The 17797-nt window shown below is 37.5% G+C and carries 14 protein-coding genes; 12 read left to right on the forward strand and 2 right to left on the reverse strand.

Annotated features, from left to right (window positions below; translation table 11 throughout):
* Nucleotides 1-359 precede the first annotated feature (359 nt).
* The 3 genes from trmB to ACQKOF_RS21170 all read left to right on the forward strand — a co-directional run bounded on the left by trmB (nt 360) and on the right by ACQKOF_RS21170 (nt 3716).
* Complete coding sequence (gene trmB, locus ACQKOF_RS21160; RefSeq protein ID WP_427561368.1) at nt 360-1007, forward strand: tRNA (guanosine(46)-N7)-methyltransferase TrmB; 648 nt, start codon at nt 360-362, stop codon at nt 1005-1007.
* 11 nt (nt 1008-1018) lie between these two features.
* Nucleotides 1019-1882, forward strand: a complete 864-nt coding sequence (locus tag ACQKOF_RS21165; protein WP_427561371.1) for a YtnP family quorum-quenching lactonase — start codon at nt 1019-1021, stop codon at nt 1880-1882.
* Between the two features lie 607 nt (nt 1883-2489).
* Nucleotides 2490-3716, forward strand: a complete 1227-nt coding sequence (locus ACQKOF_RS21170) for an ATP-grasp domain-containing protein (protein ID WP_427561374.1) — start codon at nt 2490-2492, stop codon at nt 3714-3716.
* Between the two features lie 81 nt (nt 3717-3797).
* Here ACQKOF_RS21170 and ACQKOF_RS21175 read toward each other — a convergent pair whose 3' ends face one another.
* Nucleotides 3798-4112, reverse strand: a complete 315-nt coding sequence (locus tag ACQKOF_RS21175) for a hypothetical protein (protein WP_376071568.1) — start codon at nt 4110-4112, stop codon at nt 3798-3800.
* A 313-nt stretch (nt 4113-4425) separates the two neighbouring features.
* Here ACQKOF_RS21175 and ACQKOF_RS21180 point away from each other — a divergent pair, with 313 nt between their 5' ends.
* The 8 genes from ACQKOF_RS21180 (at nt 4426) to ACQKOF_RS21215 (ending at nt 14130) form a co-directional block, all read left to right on the forward strand.
* Entirely contained in the window at nt 4426-5502 is a 1077-nt protein-coding gene (locus ACQKOF_RS21180; RefSeq protein ID WP_427561377.1) for a M42 family metallopeptidase, read from the forward strand.
* A 74-nt stretch (nt 5503-5576) separates the two neighbouring features.
* Entirely contained in the window at nt 5577-6098 is a 522-nt protein-coding gene (locus tag ACQKOF_RS21185) for a DUF84 family protein (RefSeq protein ID WP_427561380.1), read from the forward strand.
* 400 nt (nt 6099-6498) lie between these two features.
* Complete coding sequence (locus ACQKOF_RS21190; protein ID WP_427561383.1) at nt 6499-7323, forward strand: DUF1444 domain-containing protein; 825 nt, start codon at nt 6499-6501, stop codon at nt 7321-7323.
* A complete protein-coding gene (gene ytpR / locus ACQKOF_RS21195) occupies nt 7320-7934 on the forward strand; it encodes a YtpR family tRNA-binding protein (RefSeq protein WP_427561386.1) in 615 nt (204 codons plus the stop codon). The genes ACQKOF_RS21190 and ytpR overlap by 4 nt, the downstream gene beginning before the upstream one ends.
* 275 nt (nt 7935-8209) lie before the next feature.
* On the forward strand, nt 8210-11344 hold the full coding sequence (locus ACQKOF_RS21200; RefSeq protein ID WP_427561389.1) for a DNA translocase FtsK: 3135 nt from the start codon (nt 8210-8212) through the stop codon (nt 11342-11344).
* 220 nt (nt 11345-11564) lie between these two features.
* A complete protein-coding gene (gene murC / locus ACQKOF_RS21205) occupies nt 11565-12878 on the forward strand; it encodes a UDP-N-acetylmuramate--L-alanine ligase (RefSeq protein ID WP_427561392.1) in 1314 nt (437 codons plus the stop codon).
* A 110-nt stretch (nt 12879-12988) separates the two neighbouring features.
* Nucleotides 12989-13495 (forward strand): DUF948 domain-containing protein, encoded by a 507-nt coding sequence (locus ACQKOF_RS21210; protein WP_427561395.1) that lies wholly within the window; start codon nt 12989-12991, stop codon nt 13493-13495.
* Nucleotides 13496-13629: 134 nt separating this feature from the next.
* Nucleotides 13630-14130, forward strand: a complete 501-nt coding sequence (locus ACQKOF_RS21215) for a YtxH domain-containing protein (RefSeq protein WP_427561397.1) — start codon at nt 13630-13632, stop codon at nt 14128-14130.
* 51 nt (nt 14131-14181) lie between these two features.
* Here ACQKOF_RS21215 and ACQKOF_RS21220 read toward each other — a convergent pair whose 3' ends face one another.
* A complete protein-coding gene (locus ACQKOF_RS21220; protein WP_427561400.1) occupies nt 14182-16335 on the reverse strand; it encodes a cell division FtsA domain-containing protein in 2154 nt (717 codons plus the stop codon).
* Nucleotides 16336-16516: 181 nt separating this feature from the next.
* On the opposite strand from ACQKOF_RS21220, the gene ACQKOF_RS21225 reads away from it, so the two are divergent.
* Nucleotides 16517-17602 (forward strand): bifunctional 3-deoxy-7-phosphoheptulonate synthase/chorismate mutase, encoded by a 1086-nt coding sequence (locus ACQKOF_RS21225; RefSeq protein WP_427561404.1) that lies wholly within the window; start codon nt 16517-16519, stop codon nt 17600-17602.
* Nucleotides 17603-17797 lie beyond the last annotated feature (195 nt).

Consider the following 17797-nt stretch of genomic DNA (forward strand, 5'->3'; position numbering starts at 1 on the left):
ACATCCTGTGATAACGCCTTCGTGACCAACATCGTGCTGCTGCCGCTTCGTTAGCACTACGCTTTCGCGCAAAAAACATCTGTTGGCCCGAGACCCTGGAGCGAAGCGGATGTTTTCTGTGTGAAAGCGACAGCGACAAATGTTTTATCTGTGCGAAAGCGAAGCGACAGCAACAAATGTTTTATCTGTGCGAAAGCGAAGCGTCAGCAACAAAGCACCCAGTCGGAACGGAAATCAACCCTACGTTATAGCGATGAGTCTGAAAAATATCATTTCGCAATAATTTCATGCGAATTTTATGGTTATACGTTATACTATAAAAAATTAATAATTTCACGAGAAAGAAATGAGGAAAAAAATTGAGATTAAGAAATAAGCCTTGGGCGGAGGAAATGCTTACGAATCATCCAGAGGTGATTGTTCCAAAACCTGAAGACTTTAAAGGAAATTGGCAGGCTGTTTTCGGAAATGACAACCCATTACATATTGAAGTAGGTACTGGGAAAGGTCAATTTGTCACAGGTATGGCCTTACAAAATCCGGATATAAATTATATTGGCATTGAGCTTTATGACAGTGTAATTGTTTGTGCATTGGAAAAAATTTTAGAGGCTAAATCTCCAGCGAATTTACGACTATTAAAAGTAAATGGCGCAGATTTAAATAAATTTTTTGAAAAAAATGATGTAGATCGTGTATATCTGAATTTCTCAGATCCTTGGCCAAAAACGCGCCATGCTAAGCGACGTTTAACGCACGGGGGTTTTTTGAAATTATATGAGTCGATTTTAGTGGATGACGGGGAAATCCATTTTAAAACGGACAACCGTGGTTTGTTTGAGTATTCATTAATGAGTATGTCTGAATATGGTATGTTACTAAAGTATGTATCACTCGACCTACATGCGAATATGCCTGAAGATAATGTTATGACTGAATATGAGGAGAAATTTTCTGCTAAAGGACAGCCAATTTATCGTCTAGAATCGCAATTCTTTACTAAATAGGGGGAGTATGGATGGATGAGTTAAAGTTTCACAAAATGTCATTATCATGGCTAAACGGGGGTGTCACTTGCCTTGATGGCGGTGCTATGTTTGGTGTTGTACCAAAACCACTTTGGTCACGCAAATATCCAGTCAACGAAAAAAATCAAATCGAGTTACCAACTGAACCAATATTAATTCAGTATGAAGGTAAAAACTATATTGTTGATACAGGCGTTGGCTTTAACAAATTAAATGAAAAACAGCTACGTAACTTTGGGGTTACTGAGGAATCAACATTAGCGGCTAGCTTACAGGAGCTTGGATTAACAACAGCTGATATTGATGCAGTATTAATGACGCATTTACATTTTGACCATGCTGGAGGTCTAACGCAATGGGAAGATGATGTACTTGTACCAACATTCCCGAATGCAAAAATCTTTGTAACGAAAATCGAGTGGGATGAAATGCGTGAGCCAAATATTCGCTCGAAAAATACGTATTGGAAAGAAAACTGGGAGCCAGTTCAGCACTTAGTAGAAACGTATGAAGGTACGTTAGAGGTAGCTTCGGGTATTGAAATGATCCATACGGGTGGTCATAGTGATGGACATGCCATTATAAAATTAACTCAAAATGGCGAGGTATTATTGCATATGGCAGATATTATGCCAACACATGCACATCAAAATCCATTATGGGTTTTAGCGTATGACGATTATCCAATGGCGAGTGTCTTTGCGAAGGAACGCATAATGAAAGAAGCACTTGCGAATGGTTATGGCTTTATCTTCTACCATGATGCGTATTACCGCATGATTAAATGGGATGAAACAGGTAAAGAAATTGTAGATAAACTAGAACGCAGCAGACAAGCTGTTATTACATTCTAATAAATAGAACGTGTGAACCTTTTGTGTTCGCACGTTTTTTTTCATCGTGTTGAAAACTATTGTGTTAATAAAATTAAGGTAATTAAATAAAGTATTGCTCTTTGGCAAAACTAGGGTTTGATTTCCGTTCGACTGGGCGCTTTGTTGCTGCCGCTACGTTAGCACTACGCTTTCGCACAGAGCTAAGCTTCCTGGGGGCGTCCGATGAGCCGCTTGGGCCAACATGAAGTTGGTCACGAAGGCGTTATCACAGGACGTGATGGTTTTAGCCTTCGTTCCCCTATCTGCTCGCTCCAGGGTCTCATCTGTGACGCTAATCCCCGAGGAGTCGCCCAGTCTCCACTCCAATCAAACGCTTAACAAAGTATGTATCTCTGGTATATCACTCTAATTTATAGTGATAAAACGTAACTTCGCCTATTGTTTTATGCAAACGTAAGCTAAGTGATATAAGCTATTGTAGTTGCATAGTAGGAACAGAAATCAACTTAAAGTTTTGAAGATGTGCTTAATTGTACCCCATTTTTTTGACACTTTTCTCGTGAACATCTTGGAAAATATGATACACTAAAAACTATACTAAAACACAAAAGAGAGTTGAAATTACATGGCAACTGAGCAACCATTTTTACCAGTATTACTAGGATCAGATATGAATGCATATGGTATGGCACGTGCATTTTATGAGGCATATGGTATTAAACCACTTGTATTAGGGCGTTCACATTTAACGGCAACGCAAGATAGTCATATTATAAATTTCCAAGAGATTGATCGCTTAAATGAACAGGATGTATTTGCACCTGCACTTGCAAAGGTCGCAAAAAAATATACGGATAAAAAACTACTGTTGTTAGCTTGTGGAGATGATTATGCAAAGCTTATTATCAAAAATAAACCAGCATTGCAGGAACATTTTACAGTACCATACATTGATGAATCACTTATGGATGAAATTTTATTAAAAGAAAATTTCTATAAAATGTGTGATAAGTACGATTTTAAATATCCAGGTACGACAACTGTAACAGCAGACAATTACGAAAACTTTACACCACCATTTGATTACCCAATTATTTTAAAAGCATCAAACTCGGTGGAATACTGGGCATGTAAATTCCCAGGTAAGAAAAAAGTATTCGTTGCACATGATGAAGCAGAAAAAACAGCTATTTTAAAAGCAATCTATAGCTCAACTTATCAGGATACAATGATTATTCAAGAATTCATTCCAGGTGATGATTCTTATATGCGTGTATTAAATGCGTATGTAGGGAAAGATGGCAAAGTGAAGCTAATGTGTCTTGGAAACCCAATCTTAGAGGAGCACTCACCTGAAGGGATCGGTAGTTATGCAGCCATTGTTACAACATACGATAAAGAGTTAATGGACCAAGTACGCGTCTTCTTAGAGGATATCGGTTATACAGGTTTTGCTAACTTCGATATGAAATACGATATGCGTGACAAACAGTATAAGTTGTTTGAAATTAACTTACGTAATGGCCGCTCTAGCTATTATGTAACAGCAAGTGGTCATAATTTAATGAAGTATGTAGCTGATGACCATATGTTAAATATTGAACAGGAAGTAACTTATGTTCAGGACAAGCATTTATGGATGATCATTCCTAAGGGTGTACTATTCAAATATGCATCAAATGAAAAGCTTAAACTAGAAGCTAAAAAATTAATTCGTGAAGGGAAATATACAAACTCTCTTTACTTTAATCAAGATATGAATGCGAAACGTTGGGTGAAACTAACGTTAAATAATTTAAATTATTATCGAAAATATAAAAAATACTTCAACAATAAAGGATTGTCTGAGTAAAACAAAGAAGCCATCTCCAATAAATGAGATGGCTTCTTTTGTAGGGTTCTATAATTTTTGTTCGTGTATTGTTGAGTAACGTTATACTTCTGTGAGCTCTACTACAACACCTGAGCGAGCGTCAGCAGCAAATTCAAATGTTTGCATTTCGCCTTCATGCAAACGAGAGATACCTCCACGGTATACTGGAATAGTCATAATGCCGTTTGAGAAATTGTCTGTTTTCATAAAAATCCAAGAACCGTCAATCGGTGAATCCTTTTTAAATTCCTTTTTTATGTTTTCGAGTACTTGTCCTGCAGGTACATACGGAGAAACCTTTTCACTTGCTTCTTTAACAATGACTGCGGCAGCTAGGCCAGTAGCAACACCAATTAAAAAATCACGTAATTTCATGCTTTTTTCCTCCTTTTTCTATAGCTCCATTTTAACATAGCATACAGAGTGAATGCACGTTCACACTTTAGCACTTTTTAGGAAATGTATCAATATTTCGAATTTGAAAATCGATTTCGCCTTGGCGCAATTGTGCTGCCGCTTCGCTTTCGCATAGATAAATATTTCAGGAAAATTAGGATAACCTTTGAAGATGAACTACACTCTCCTTTATCTCGCTACTTATTGAAAAATGGGGGTCTTCTGCTGAATATAGATAAATATGTTACAATGGGCAAGGAAGAATATTCTACTTCGTGGGGAGAGAGTCATCATGAAAGAGGAAACATTACAATTATTCAAAACATTAACGGAATTACCAGGCGCTCCGGGTAATGAACATGCAGTACGTGCGTTCATGCGTTCTGAGTTGGAAAAGTACTCAGATGAGATCGTTCAGGATAATTTAGGGGGTATTTTCGGTGTGAAGCATAGTGAAGTTGCTGATGCACCAAAAGTGTTAGTTGCTGGCCATATGGATGAAGTGGCATTCATGGTTACTTCTATTACTGATAACGGGATGATCCGCTTTCAAACATTAGGTGGCTGGTGGAACCAGGTTATGCTAGCGCAACGTGTTGAAGTGTTTACCAAAAATGGTGCGATTCCTGGTGTAATTTCATCAATACCACCACATTTATTAACAGATGCTGAACGTTCAAAACCGATGGATATTAAAAATATGCTAATAGATGTTGGCGCAGATAATAAAGAAGATGCTATTGCACTTGGCGTTCGTCCGGGTCAATCCATTATCCCTGTCTGCCCATTTACACCAATGGCCAATCCGAAAAAAATTATGGCCAAAGCTTGGGATAACCGCTATGGCTGTGGATTGGCAATTGAATTGATGAAAGAAGTAAAGGATGAAAAGCTCGCTTCACATTTATATTCAGGTGCCAATGTAATGGAAGAAGTTGGTCTACGAGGTGCTCAAGTATCCGCAAATATGATTAAACCAGATTTATTCTTTGCTCTAGATGCTTCACCTGCAAATGATATGTCAGGTGAAAAAAATCAATTTGGTCAGCTTGGAAAAGGGACATTATTACGTATTCTTGACCGTACGATGGTTACACATAGAGGTATGCGTGAATTCATCTTAGATACTGCGGAAACGAATAATATCCCTTATCAATATTTTGTATCACAAGGTGGTACGGATGCAGGTCGTGTTCACACAGCAAATGACGGTGTTCCTAGTGCAGTAATTGGTGTTTGCTCACGCTATATTCATACATCTGCGTCAATCATTCATATTGATGACTATGCAGCTGCAAAAGCTTTAATTGTGGAACTAGTGAAGAAAGCAGATCGTTCGACATTAGCAACGATTCGCGCTAATGTGTAAAGTAACACCCGAAAGAAGTTAGAAGGTGCCTTTAGGGGCATCTTTTTCTATGCAAAGAAAGAGGGATTTGAAAAATGAATATAGCTATTGGTACAACAAACAAAGCAAAAATAGAGGCAGTTGAAGTTATAGCTAGAAAATATTTTGATAAACCGAATTTCACCTACGTTAAGGCTGCTTCACAAGTTTCTGAGCAACCGATGACTCATGAAGAAACACGATTGGGAGCAATAAACCGTTCGAAAAACGCCATCAATAAGACGGATGCGCAATTATCGTTTGGACTAGAGGGTGGAGTGACTGAAATTGATGGTGTTATGTATGTTTGTAACTGGGGAGCACTTACAGTATCAAATGGCACAACCTATACAGCTGCTGGCGCACAAATTATATTACCAGAAGAAATTGCCCAGGAAATAAGAGCTGGGAAGGAACTTGGGCCTGTAATGGAGCAATATACACAACGTCTAGATATCCGACAAGGTGCGGGAGCTGTAGGTGTTTTCACACAAGGATTAGTAAGTCGTCAGATGATGTTCGAACATATAGTCTCGCTTCTTCTTGGCCAATATTTATTTACATTAGCCCATGAGTAGTGTCTTTTGATGTTGCAACTTTAAAATAGTTAAGGATAGTATTTTTGGCTTTGCAGTTGTTTCAAAAACCGTTCACGAAAATGAATTTGAGCTTATTGTAAGTAGCGGTGATGTAAAGATGACGACCATTTCTCAGGCAAAACATATTAAAAATAATTTACACAAGATGACGAAAATCGTTCATTCGGTTAAGATTAAATAATTGGATAGTTTTGAACAGAACGGTTCACAAACATGTGAGCCGTTTTCTCTTCATTTAGCATTTAAGCTACAATCGACTCCTACCTCTATAGTTGATGAGTTAAATAAGGATGTAATTCATTTTCGACGGATAACCAAATGCGCGACAGCGGGTTTTACGCCAAAACTAAATTGATTTTGAAGAAAGGATGTGAGCTACGTGAAACAAATTGAATCAGAACAACTTGTGTCCCTATTAAAACAACGATTGAATGAAGATAAGTTTGATTTTGAATTTGATAAAAAGCACGATAAATTACGCTTAAACCATAAAAAGATTGGTAAAGGGATGGAGCTATCTCTACCAGGCATTTTAACAAAATATAATGATAAGCAAGGCGCTGCAATCGATGAAGTCGTTTATACAATCGAGCAAACCTTTAATGCTATGGAGCAAGAGGTGGAACAAGGATTCCAAACTACTACACAAATTTATCCAGTTATTCGCGCAACATCCTACCCTCAAGCCTCGAAGGAGGGACATGCATTCATCACTACTGAACATACAGCTGAAACTCGTATATTTTATGCGCTTGATTTAGGAAAAACCTATCGTTTTATTGATGAATCCATGTTAGAGGTACTACAATTAACAGTAGAGCAAATTCGTGAAATGGCACGATTTTCTGTTAAGCAACTACCAACTGTTTATAAGAAAGATGAAGTTGCAGGGAATATTTTCTATTTTGTTAATGCTAATGATGGCTACGATGCAAGTCGCATTTTAAATGAAAGCTTTTTGAAAGAAATGCAAACTAACATTGAGGGTGACATGACGTTATCTGTGCCACATCAGGATGTATTAATAGTAGGTGATATTCGTAATGAAACAGGGTATGATGTATTAGCGCAGATGACGATGCATTTCTTCGCTGTCGGTACAGTACCGATTACGTCATTATCTTTTATTTATGAAGATGGAGAGCTAGAACCAATCTTTATATTAGCAAAAAACAGAGTTAAAAAGGAGCAAGAGAAACAATGAATGTATTTTACAACAAAGAGCATGTAGGAGATGTATTGCTAGTACAATTAGCGACAGAATCAATCGTGAAAACAGAGGTAGAACGTGCAGGTGATATCGCTATTTTAAAGGAAGCACAAACAGGAGAAATTAAAGCATTTAATTTATTTAATGCTAGCAATTATATTCAAACTGATGCAAAAGGTCTAGTTGAGGTTACTCCAGAATTAGTAGCACAGCTAGAAGCAGCTATTGCAAAAAATGGAGCTGTAATCAGCCTTAATGTAGATTTTTCTCCAAAATTTGTCGTAGGTTATGTAGAAACAAAGGACAAGCATCCAAATGCTGATAAACTAAGCATTTGTTCTGTAAACGTAGGTGAAGAAACATTACAAATTGTATGTGGCGCACCGAATGTGGAAGCAGGTCAAAAGGTTGTCGTAGCCAAAATTGGTGCAGTAATGCCTTCTGGAATGCTTATTAAAGAGGGGAATTTACGAGGTGTTGAATCCTACGGTATGCTATGTTCAGCACGCGAATTAGCAATACCAAATGCACCTTCTGAAAAAGGGATTTTAGTGTTATCAGAAGATGCGATAACTGGTAGTGCGTTTGAAACGCCAGCTAGATAAAGCCTTCGGAAGCACTCTTTAGCTGTGTGAAAGCGCAGCGACAAGTGTTTTCTGTGAGATAGCACAATTAACGCCAAGACAAAATTGATTATATATACTTAAAATCGTTATGCTACTAATATGCTAGTAACATAACGATTTTTTTGTCTAGAATGAGCCTCTAAATGCAAGTTTCTATAACATTTTTATGGTATGCTTTTTGTTATAGACATTGTAGTTTTTTATTGAACTAAGACAATGCTATAAATGAAGTGTAAGAGAAATGAGTGAACAATGTGAATTGGTTAAAAAAACAAATGAATAAATTTATAAATAAAGATGACAATGATTACGAATATGAAGAGTTTTATGAAGACTATGAAGAAGAACAATCTGAGCAGCTGCATTCATTTAAAGAAACAACTGTAGCAAAGCAAAAAACTTTTCGTTTTCCGTTAATTGAGGATGAGGAATTTTCAGCTCCACCATCAACACCATCATCAAAAGAAGCATTCAATCAAATGGACGATGCATACTCCGGACAAATTGAAGATTTATCGCTACCGAGGCATTTAAAAAATCATATTGTGGATTCGAGTGTTTATGATATTGAGGTTTCAGGCATTCGAGAATTATTAGCAAATCGAACGAAGAGAACCGGTAGAACGACGATTACACGAAGTCAGCCCGAACAGGAGAATCGTTCAAAAGCAAGTCTTGTTTTTCGAGATGCGCAAAATGAGCTACCGATTTCGCATAAAGCTTCGAATTATCAAGTAGAAAAGACAGATGAAATTGGTTTACCTGAAAATCGCAAGCGTTTTGTACCAAGTGATGTTCCGTCACCAGTCTATGGTTTTTCTAAGCCGAGCCCAATTGAGCAGTTATTGGAGAAACGGAAGGAAGAGCATGACAAAAAAGAGTTAGAAATACCTACAGCATCTAAGTCTTTAAAAGAAGCGACAACAAATGAGGCTATTGAAAATATACTAGAAGAAAGAGAGCCTATTTGCGCAGTTCAGAAAGATGGACCTGAACAGTTTGAAATCCCTGAATCAATTGAAGCACCAGCAAAGCAACCGATTACTTTTGATGATCAATTAGACGAAACAAATCATCCTAGTGATAAAACGGAGTCGGAATTACCTGTGCTGCCAACAACTTCTTTTGCCGTAGAATTTGAAGACCAAGTGAAAGAAGCCGTTCAGCATGAGCTGAATGTTGAACAACTTTCAGCTGATCAATCAGAAATCCGTGTAAAAGAAGTAGTTGTAGAACAATTGCAAATTGAAAATTCTACCATCCACATTGGTGAAGTTACAGTAGTCCAGCCTTCAATGAATGAAGACGATGTGCAAGATGTATTGCAAGAACAATCTTTAGAAGAGCAATCTATAGAAAAGAAAGAAAAAAGTGGCATTCCATTTAATGTTTTAATGCTAAAAACTGATAAAGAAAAATGGAGAATCCAACAAAAGCAATTTAAAAATACGAAGCTGACACCAACAATTGTTGAAAAAGGCCAAGAGGAACAGGAGAGCCAAGAGGAACAGGAGCCTTCTTCTGAGCTTATTAATTTGGAGGCAGACCATCAATTAGTGCAATCCGATAAAGAATTTCAACAATCTATAGATTTAGTGATTAGTGAGTTAGAGACGGACAATAAAATAGCATCACAAACGACGGAGGAAAACGAGGTTTCTGATCAAAATCTTGCTCCATTCAATGCTGCAACAGAGAGTATATCAGTCATTACAATGGCACCAGTAACATCGATGTCAAATGTATCGACATTAGAAAAAACAGTGATTGATATCGACAGCTTCGACGAAATTTCAGCAACTACTGAAATGGATGTTGAAAAAACTACTGAACAGGAACTTACTACCGAAAACGAAAATGTAGTTATTCCCGAGGAGAATCCTATTGATACAGGAAAATATCCAGAGCAATCTTCCGTATTAGATGAAACATTAGTGGAAGATCAAGTAATAGAAGAAACACCTCGAAAACCTGTTCATGTGTATCAAAAGCCAGATGATGAGTTTTTAGAGCCACCTGAGGAAAAAACACAGGATACTGAGTGGATGGAGCAACAGGGAGATACGTTGGTCGAAGCTTTGTCTTATTTCCAAGTCTCAGCTCAAATAGAATCCATTATGCAAGGACCTGCCGTGACACAATTTGAAATAACAGTGAGTCATGGTACGAAGGTTAGCAAAATCCGCAATCTATCAGATGATTTGAAACTTGCACTGGCAGCGAAAGACATCCGCATCCAAGCTCCGATTCCTGGGAAGAGCTCAATTGGCATTGAGATACCGAACCGTGTATCTCGCGCTGTTCGATTATCAGAAGTGACAAATAGTCCTTCTTTCCTCGAGTCAGATTCACCGTTAGAAGCAGCATTGGGTCTGGATTTAACAGGGAAGCCAGTAACCATTGATTTACGAAAAATGCCACATGGCTTAATTGCCGGAGCTACAGGTTCTGGTAAATCGGTTTGTATCAATTCGATTTTGGTTAGTTTATTATATAAAGCTGCACCACATGAATTAAAGCTGATGCTTATCGATCCTAAAATGGTAGAATTAGCACCGTTTAATCATATTCCACATTTAGTCAGCCCAGTCATTACAGATGTGAAGGCTGCTACAGCCGCACTGAAATGGGCAGTGGAGGAAATGGAGCGTCGTTATCAGTTATTTGCGCATGCAGGTGCACGTGATATTACACGTTATAATGCAATTGCGGATAAAAATAATGAACATAGCTTAAAATTACCGTATATTTTAATTGTCATTGATGAATTGGCAGATTTAATGATGATGTCTCCTGCAGATGTAGAGGAGGCGATTTGTCGTATTGCGCAAAAGGCACGTGCTTGTGGTATCCATTTAATTGTTGCAACTCAAAGACCGTCTGTTGACGTTATTACAGGGCTTATTAAATCTAATATTCCTACACGTATTGCTTTTGCGGTATCTTCACAAATCGATTCGCGTACTATTTTAGATGGGCAAGGTGCAGAAAGATTACTTGGACGAGGTGATATGTTATATTTGGGTAATGGTATGTCTGCTCCTGTGCGTTTGCAGGGTACATTCGTGACTGATGATGAAATTGAAGCGATTATTGAGCATGTTCGTGAGCAAGGAGAGCCTGATTATATATTCGATCAAGAGGAACTTTTAAAGAAGACGGAGGTTTCCGCTGAACAAGATGATCTGTTTGAGGATGTATGTCGATTTGTCTATGAGCAGGGAGGAGCTTCTACTTCCTTGGTTCAGCGTAAATACCATATTGGCTATAATCGTGCTGCTCGGTTAATCGATATGTTGGAATCGCATGGCTTTGTGTCTGAGGCAAGAGGCAGTAAACCACGAGAAAGTTACATTACAGAAGAAGATTTAATTGCCATGTTTGAATAAGAAATGCATTATTTTCGTATAGATTATCTTATTTACGCCAAAAATAGTTTTTTTAGAAAAGTTACACATTTATCCTTGTGCATAAATAGTGCTATAATAGACAAGATGTGATGACTAGTACGTATTTTTTTAGTATTTACAAAGGTATTAATACCTAATAAAAATACGATACACCTAATAGATGATAGAAGGGATATTGAATTCCCGGGGGGTTTAATTAATGACAGTTTTTCATTTCACAGGCATTAAAGGTTCTGGCATGAGTTCACTTGCACAAATCTTATTTGATGCTGGTGAACAAGTACAGGGCTCAGATATTGATAAATATTTCTTCACGGAACAGCCGTTACGTGAGCGTAATATTCCAATTTTTACATTTAATGCAGATAATATTAAAGAAGGTATGACAGTTATTGCAGGGAACGCATTTCCTGATGACCATCCTGAATTAGAGCGTGCTCGTCAAATCGGTGTAGAAGTTATTCGCTACCATAAATTTTTAGGTGAATATATCGGTAATTATACGTCGATTGCTATTACAGGTGCACATGGTAAAACATCTACGACAGGCTTAATGGCTCATGTTGTAGGAGGTTATAAGCCAACTTCTTATTTAATCGGAGATGGAACAGGAGCTGGACATGAAAGTGCTGACTTCTTTGTGATGGAAGCATGTGAATACCGTCGACACTTTTTAGCTTACAATCCTGATTACGCGGTAATGACTAATATTGATTTTGACCATCCAGACTACTTTGCAAACATAGAGGATGTTTATTCAGCCTTTCAATCATTAGCATTACAGGTTAAAAAAGCAATTATTGCTTGCGGTGATGATGAACATCTACAACGTATTCAAGCGAAAGTACCTGTTGTTTATTATGGATTTGGAGCTGAAAATGATTTTGAGGCTCGTAATGTTGAAAAAACAACAAAGGGTACAAAATTTGATGTATTTGTCCGCAATGAATTTTATAGTACTTTCTTTATCCCATTGTTTGGAGATCATGCGGTATTAAATACTTTAGCTGTTATTACACTTTGCCAATATGAAGGTATTTCACCAGACATCGTTCAAGAACGTTTAAACACATACAAAGGTGTAAAAAGACGTTTTACAGAAACGGATATTGGGAATAATGTTTTAATAGATGACTATGCACACCATCCAACTGAAATCCGTGCAACGATTCAATCGGCGCGACAAAAATTTCCGGATCGTGAGTTAGTAGCTATTTTCCAACCACATACATTTACACGTACACAAGCTTTTTTACAGGATTTTGCAGATAGTCTAAGTCTTGCAGATACAGCATACTTATGTGATATTTTTGGTTCTGCAAGGGAAACACAAGGCGCACTTTCAATCCAAGATTTGGCGTCTTTAATTGAAGGCAGTGCAGTGATTACCACTGAAGGAATTGAAGTGTTAACAAAGCATAAAGGCGCAGTATTTTTATTTATGGGCGCAGGCGATGTTCATAAATTCCAAGATGCTTTTGAAGACGTGCTAAAGAACAACGAAACAGCTTAATCCGCAAGGGATAAGCTGTTTTTTCTCAAAATGAGAAGGAATTCAGTTTTTTTTGTCGAAAATAAGGAAAGTAATAGTAAAGAGAATTTTTACTTGCAGGAGGTCTAGTTATGGAAGTTATTTTGTATATTGCAGCAATCATTGCAGCAATCGGTTTTTTAATTTTTTGTGTGAGCGTTGGAATGACATTATTTTCGCTCAAACCAATCCTTAACAGTTTAGCTGGAACATTATCGGGTATTGAAGGACAAATGGAAGGTATTACACGTGAAACGACTTCCTTACTATCCAAAACAAATAGCTTGGCAGAGGATATTCAAGAAAAATCCGAACAGTTAAATTCTGTTGTTCATGCAGTCAAAGGAATTGGCGACTCTGTAAATGGTTTAAATACATCTGTACAGCAAATTACTTCTTCAATTTCTAATAGTGTGGAACAAAATGAAGAAAAAATTGCACAAGTTGTACAATGGAGCAATGTCGCAATAGGCATTGCAGATAAGTGGAAGAAACGCAAAATTATCGATCAGGCCAATGAGGTGATTCAAGAAGATGTTTATTCATCTGAATCAGAGCAGTCGGAAAAGTCGAAAAGAAAATGGGGCCGAAAAAAATAATTATTATTCGGTAGACATTAAATGTCAACGGAATAAAAATAAAGTCTTAGGCATATGTTGAAGAATGCATCCGCGAAAGCAGATGGACAACCAATCTAAGCAAATTAGATAATAAGATGGGGAGGAATTGTTGCATGACAACTCAAAAACCAAATTTTAATGAAGTGAAGGAACAACAACTTGAAAGTTCATTGCCACAGCTTTATCAACCGCAAGAATCGATCTATGAAGAGGAGCGAGTGAACATGAAGGATTTTGTTATTGGCGCATTAGTTGGGGGTATAGTAGGTGCAGCAGCAGGCTTATTACTAGCTCCAAAATCAGGGAAAGATTTACGTAGCGATGTAGCAGTACAAGCTGTTAACTTAAAAGATAAGAGTGCAGATTTCTCGACAACTGCAAAAGATAAGACGGTTCAATTATCTAAACAAATTCAAGAACAATCTACACAATTAGTAGAGAAAGTTAAAACATTAAAATCAGCAAAGGCACCAACTGTTTTTGACGATGGTACTGTTTCTTTTGAGGGTGAAGAGCCACTGGAGGATTTCATTCCTAGTGAAGAACCTAAAGCAGAGGATGCTAGTGAAAAAGAGGAACAAGCTGAAGAAAAAAGTGAAGAAGTTCGCGCATAAAAGATCAAAGGGATACGCTACATCTAATCATAGATGTAACGTATCCCTTTTTTAAGAAATAGGTGCTTTTTCTAGTAAAATCTCTAATTTATCCCCGCCGAAAATCTCCATATCGAAGCTTGCTGGTTGACCATTTCGTAAAATCGTAAAATTACCTTTAAATGTAGTAGGTAGTTGCCAATTAGAGAAGCGGAACACATCTTGATATATCCAACGACTTCGGTCTTTTTCTTTAAATGAAATTGTTGCTCCATTTGGAACGGTTGAAAGAGGTGAAACTACTACATGATTAACGAGAACTTCGTTGGCCATCTTCTTTAGCTCTAACACTTCGTTTTGAAAGTGTATGATAATTTTATCCTCAAGTAAAACATTCATTTGGTCAGCAATCCGTTGAACAGTAGGAAGTGATTGTTGCTGAAACGAAATAACATCACCATCTTGTACAGCATATGACATTTTTGATGGTTTACAATTCATCATTAAATGGGCTGAAAACTCTGGTAAATAAAGTGGCTTTCCGTCCACTTGAATATAAAATGACTCAAATTGTTTTAATAACTCCCAATTATTTGTGAGCTTAAATACATCCTCGACTGTTTCGGCTATTTCAAACATCACAACATCTCGATCATTTAATGCACTATCGAGTGATGCAGGGGAACCATTAACAGTTATTTGTGGTTCAATTACATATTTTGTATGTTGAATTGTAACGGTTTTAATCGAAGCATCATCTACAATATCTCTCACTGTAGCATTAGCTGTCTGACCGTCTTGGCCTTCAATTAACTGGATGGCATCGCCTGTTTTAATTATTGTTTTTGTGGATGCCTGATGACCATTCACTAAAATTTCCGCCGGTTGACCGTGACCACCAGGGATGAAAATATCTTGTCCATTTACATTCACTGATAATCCATGTCCTGGTTTTCCATATAACTGCTTTGCCCGAATATTGCCTGCTAAAAAAGCATCGGCAACGGTCATTTCCTTTAATTCAAAAAGGCGAACTACTTGTTCATTGACAGTTAGACTCATATATTGAATAGGCATTTTTTTTGCTGCGATGGCGATACCGATTGGGGTCACCAATTCAGGTGATGCTTTAATATGATCTTCCTTCGTTAAGTTTTGAATGGCGTCAATCCCTCGAACGGCAATGCGATTGGCAGGTAAATCTAGTACTAGCCCAAGTTCGGTCGTAAGATTTGGTGTTAAGCTACCTCCACCAACAAGCATTACCGCCTTAGGAGCTATGCGATTATTAAGACGCAAAATTTCTTCCCCAATGGCTTTTGCAAGTTGCTTAACAGCTGGATCAATTGCTTGAAGAACTTCTTCTTTCGGATAGTATTGATCAAAGCCTAAAATATCCTGAATTAAAATTTCTTCTTCTGTTTGCAGTTGACGTTTCGCTTTTTCGGCAACTGGAAAGTCGAGTAAGTAGTGGTCACTTAAAGCCTCTGTTATTTCATCACCAGCTGTTGGTACCATGCCATATGCGACAACAGTACTTTTATCGGTAATGGCAATATCAGATGTACCAGCACCAATATCAACAAGCGCTACATTTAAACGACGCATTGTTGGGGGGATAAGCACATTAATAGCTGCAATAGGTTCTAATGTTAGTGCATCCATTTCTAAATCCGCGCGTTTAAGAGCCGCAATAAGTGATTCTACGACAACTCGTGGCAAGAACGTAGCAATAACTTCAATTTGTGCTTCATCACCTTGCTGATCGAGTAGGCTACCAATTTCTTCACCATCTAAACGATAGTATAAAACTGAATAACCAACACAATAATAGTGGCTTATTTTAGCATCTTCTTTGTGTTGAAGGAGCTGTTGCTGAGCCTGTTGAACAGCTTGTAGTTCTAAACGACTTATATCTTCTTCTGTAAAGATTGGTCGATTACGTATATTAATCGTCACGCTTGCTTGTTCTGTTTTTAATGAGCGACCAGCCGCAGCGACACTCACTTTTGTTAACGGACCATGCTTCTCTTCAAGTTCGTGTTTAATTTCATTGATTAAATCTGCCACATACATGACATTATGTATTTGACCATCAACCATGGCGCGTTCTTTATGTTCTTTTACTAAGATGTCTTCCACGTGAAAGCGGTCATTATCTTCAGCTAAAATAATGCCTACTACTGAACGTGTACCGATATCAAGTGCAAATAATTTTGAACTCAATGTACTCGCTTCCTTTCTCGAAATATGTTAATATAATTATATAGTTTAGCGAGTTGAAGCGCTAAATTAAAAATGCGTGACATTCTGTGCAACATTGATTATAATGTTGCTAATATCTAAAAATGTAACATACATTTCAGAGTTCTGGAAGTGTCTGTCATGAGGAGAGGAGCAAGAAAGCATGAGCCAAAAAGATTTAGAAAGCTTACGTAGTCAAATAGACGGTTTAAACTTAGAAATTCTTCGTCTAATTAATGAACGTGCAGCAGTAGTTGATGAAATCGGTAAGATTAAAGAAAAACAAGGTGTGAATCGCTATGATCCATTACGTGAACGCCATATGCTTGATCTTATTAAAGAACACAATCAAGGTCCATTAAACCAAATGACGGTTGATTATATATTTAAGCAAATCTTTAAAACAGCTTTAAAACAACTTGAAGCGGATAAGAAAAAAGAATTACTTGTATCTCGTAAGAAAAAATCAGAAGATACTGTCATTAATGTAAATGGTGAGCTGATTGGCCAAGGAAAACCATCTTTCGTATTTGGACCTTGTGCTGTAGAATCATACGAGCAAGTAGCAGCAGTAGCGGCATCTATTAAAGCAAAAGGTGAAAAGTTAATTCGTGGCGGTGCTTATAAACCACGTACTTCTCCATATGACTTCCAAGGTCTTGGATTAGAAGGGCTTAAAATTTTAAAACGTGTGTCTGAGGAATTCGGTTTAGGTGTTATTACGGAAATTGTTACACCAGGTCATTTAGAGGAAGCATTAGATTACATCGATGTTATCCAAATTGGTGCACGTAATATGCAAAACTTCGAATTATTAAAAGCAGCGGGTGCAACAAATAAACCTGTCCTTTTAAAACGAGGCTTAGCAGCGACAATTGATGAATTCATTCACGCAGCAGAATACATTATGTCTAAAGGAAATGAGAACATCATTCTTTGTGAGCGTGGTATTCGTACTTACGAAAAAGCAACTCGTAACACATTAGATATTTCTGCTGTACCAATTTTAAAACAAGAAACGCATTTACCAGTATTTGTAGACGTAACGCATTCAACAGGTCGTCGTGATTTACTATTACCATGTGCTAAGGCAGCAATTGCTATTGGAGCTGATGGCGTTATGGCAGAGGTGCATCCAGATCCATCTGTAGCACTTTCTGATTCACAACAACAAATGGATATTCCAACATTTGATGCTTTCTACCAAACACTACAAAATTTCATGAAGAGCCATGAAATCAATGCATAACTTCTTTCAGCAATTATTTTCTGTAGCGAAAGCAAAGCGTCAGCTACAGATGATTTATGTAACGTAAGTGAAACGGCAGTTACAAATCACTTTTGTACCGAAAGCGTAGCGGCAGGTACAGAAGTCTCCCACCTCTATAGGTGGTGAGATAAATGCAGATTTAAGTTACTTTTCAGTGGGTGTCCAAACACCCGC

Origin of the sequence: Lysinibacillus sp. NPDC093190 (assembly GCF_050280425.1) — a bacterium.
Classification (GTDB): Bacteria; Bacillota; Bacilli; order Bacillales_A; family Planococcaceae; genus Lysinibacillus.